Raw genomic sequence first — 2,718 nt, 5'->3', positions numbered from 1 at the left:
GTACCGGTCGTACCGGTCGTACCGGTCGTACCGGTCGTAACCGTACCGTCGTTCGCCGTGCTGCCCTCAGCCGTACCGCCCCCGGTTGTGTTGCCCCCGGTCGAGGTCCGCTCGACCCTCCACGCGTACACGTCCGGCCGGTCGGCCACGGCCTCCACCAGCTCGGTCCCCTGGAAGTGCAGGCCGACCCCGTCGTCGGTGGCCCAGCCCGGCGGCAGCGTCCCGTCCGCGACCAGCTGCTGGTAAAGCGGACGCCGGCCCGGCTCCGAGTCGTAGTGGGGGGTGTTGCTGAACGGCAGCAGGCCGAGTCCATTGGTGACCGGTCGCAGGTCCGGCCCGAACGAGTCGGTGGTGCCCCCAGCGTGCCAGCACAGCGATCCCGCGGACACTCCGGCAAGGACCACGCCTGCCTCCCACGCTTCCCTCATGATCACGTCGAGGCCGTGTGTGCGCCACACGGCGAGCAGGTTCGCCACGCTGCCACCCCCTACCCAGACCACGTCCTGGTCCAGCAGGTGCGAGCGGGCGTCGGGGACGTTCGGCATCGGGAACAGCGCCAGGTGGGACGCGTGCACCTGCGGGGCGTCCCGCGCGAGCGCGGCGTAGTAACGCGCGTAGGCGGCCGGGTCGTCGCCGACGGCGGTGGCCAGCAGGCACAGTTTCGGACGCGCCGGATCCCCGGCCAGGCGCAGCGCGTGGTGGATCAGCGGGCCGACCCGTGCGCCCCAGCGCCCGTCCGGCAGGAAGCCGCCGCTGGTCGCGAGGATGTTCATCGTCCGGCCTCCGTGTCCGTGCCCGCACATGCCTGTGCCAGCCTGCCCGTGCCCGCATGCCCGCACATGCCTGTACTGTTCGGCGTTTTACCGTATTCGTACCGTCCGTGGCATTCACGGCCGTGCGCCGCGGCCACCGTACCCTGACCCGCTCTCGGCGAGAGTTATCCACAGTTTGATGGGGAGGGCTGCACAGAATGGTTTTTTCGGCTTACCGTCACGGTTTGTGGCCTCAATGTACGATTCCACGGGTTCTCGTGGTGGACGTGAGAACCCGGTCGATTCTCCCGTACCCGGAGTCGTGTTGCGCGCCCGGGTCCGGGACGCCGGCGCCGGGGACGTGTGGGCCGGCCGCGTCGTGGCCACCGGGGCCGAGTGCACGCTCCGGCGGGTCAGGCTGCCGCCGGACGCGGCCGGTCGTGAGGCCGCGATGAGGTCGGCGCGGCTGCTGGTCGAGCTCAGCCATCCACATCTTGTTCCGGTCATCGACGTGATCGCGACATCCGAGGGTATTGCCGTCGTGTCGGAGCCGGTCAACGGGGCGGTCAACCTGGCCCGGCTGCTCGGGGTCCGGGACCGTCTCGACCCCGGTGAGGTGGTGACGGTCGGGTTGCCGCTCGCCCAGGCGCTGGCCACGGCGCATTCCGCCGGTGTCGTGCACGGTCGGCTCGATCTCGCCGACGTCCTGCTCGAACCGAACGGCCGGCCGGTGCTGGCGGGGACGGGTATCGCCGGTCTCGGGGGCTCGTCCACCACACCGCCGGTGGACGTCGGTGACCTCGCCGGTCTGCTGCTCGCGGCGATGCCGCACGCCACCGGGCCGGACGCGGCCGCCGTCGCCGTCGCCGTCGCGCCCGCCCTGGTCGACGACCCCGTCCGCAGGCCGACGGCGGAGGAGCTGGCCGCGGCGCTGGCACGCAGCTGTAACCCGGCGCCGGTCCGGCTGGAGGGCCGAAGGCAGCGCGAGGATGTTCTTTCCGCGCTGCCGGAGGCCCAGATCCCCGGCTCGTTGGTGAGCGGGGCAGCCGCGGTGCTCCCGCTGCCCGCACTGCCGGCCGGACGGGACGGTGCCCCGGGGCAGGCGGCAACCGACAGGGTGCGGCTCGCGCCTCCGATCGGGTCGCCGCCGACCCGCCTCCCGCGCATGTCGCGGACATCCGAGCCGGCGTCGCGGAGGGGCCGCCGGGCTCCAGCCGCCCCCGGCGGCTCCGGGACCGCCCGTGCCGGGACCGCCGCTGCCGGGACCGCTGGTGCGGTGACCGCACGTGCGACGCCCCCCCGTACAGGGAACGCACGTCCCGGAAGCGCACGTCCCGGAGGTACCCGGACGGGCGGCAGGCGATCCGCCACCACCCACGTCGGCACGCCTGCGGTGCCCACCGGCGGGCGCGCCTCGCTCGGCAGCCGGCGGCGGATCCTGCTCGTCGTGGCCGCGTTCGTCGTGTTCGTCGGCCTGCCCGCCGGCGGTCTGCTGGTCACCGCGCGCTCCGCAGGGCTGTCAGGGCAGCAGCCCGCCCCCGAGCAGGCATGGCGGGACGTCCTGGTGAGCTTGACCAACGCTCGCAGCAGCGCCTTCGCGCAGGCCGACGAGGCCGGTCTGCTGGACGCGGACGCGCTGGACAGCACCGCCTACGCGCGGGATCTCACCCTGATGCGGCAGATGGTGGCCAAGGGCGGCAGGACGTCCGGTTTACGACAAGAGATCATTGATCTCGCCGTCCGGGAGAGCGGAAGCGAGAAGACGGTGCTGCGGATCACCTACCGGCTCCCGCCTTACAGCTACGTCGACACCGACGGAACGGTCCTGGCGCAGCAGCCCGGCTATGACCGGCGGCAGTCCGATGTCACCCTGGTGAAGACCGACAGGGGATGGCGCGTTGCCTCGTGGGTCGACCCTGCCGGCTGACCACCGACAACCGGCAGGCGGGCCCTGCCGGTTGAACAT

At 72.7% G+C, this 2,718-nt stretch carries 2 protein-coding genes; one reads left to right on the top strand and one right to left on the bottom strand.

All coding sequences use genetic code 11. From position 1 onward, the window contains the following. On the bottom strand, positions 1-773 hold a 773-nt coding region (locus tag CV1CTNOD_RS17045; RefSeq protein ID WP_242606767.1), incomplete at its 3' end, for a peptidase E. 235 nt (positions 774-1,008) lie between these two features. Between CV1CTNOD_RS17045 and CV1CTNOD_RS17040 the strand changes: the two genes are divergently transcribed. Continuing rightward, entirely contained in the window at positions 1,009-2,679 is a 1,671-nt protein-coding gene (locus CV1CTNOD_RS17040) for a protein kinase (protein WP_165485578.1), read from the top strand. Positions 2,680-2,718 lie beyond the last annotated feature (39 nt).

The sequence above is a fragment of the Protofrankia symbiont of Coriaria ruscifolia genome (assembly GCF_900634745.1).
In the GTDB taxonomy this organism is placed as follows: domain Bacteria; phylum Actinomycetota; class Actinomycetes; order Frankiales; family Frankiaceae; genus Protofrankia; species Protofrankia californiensis.
This window is presented reverse-complemented; position numbering and strand designations above follow the sequence as displayed.

Excerpts from the sequence above, each read along its gene's own strand:
- CV1CTNOD_RS17040 (WP_165485578.1), top strand. The coding sequence starts at position 1,009 with ATGTACGATTCCACGGGTTCTCGTGGTGGACGTGAGAACCCGGTCGAT.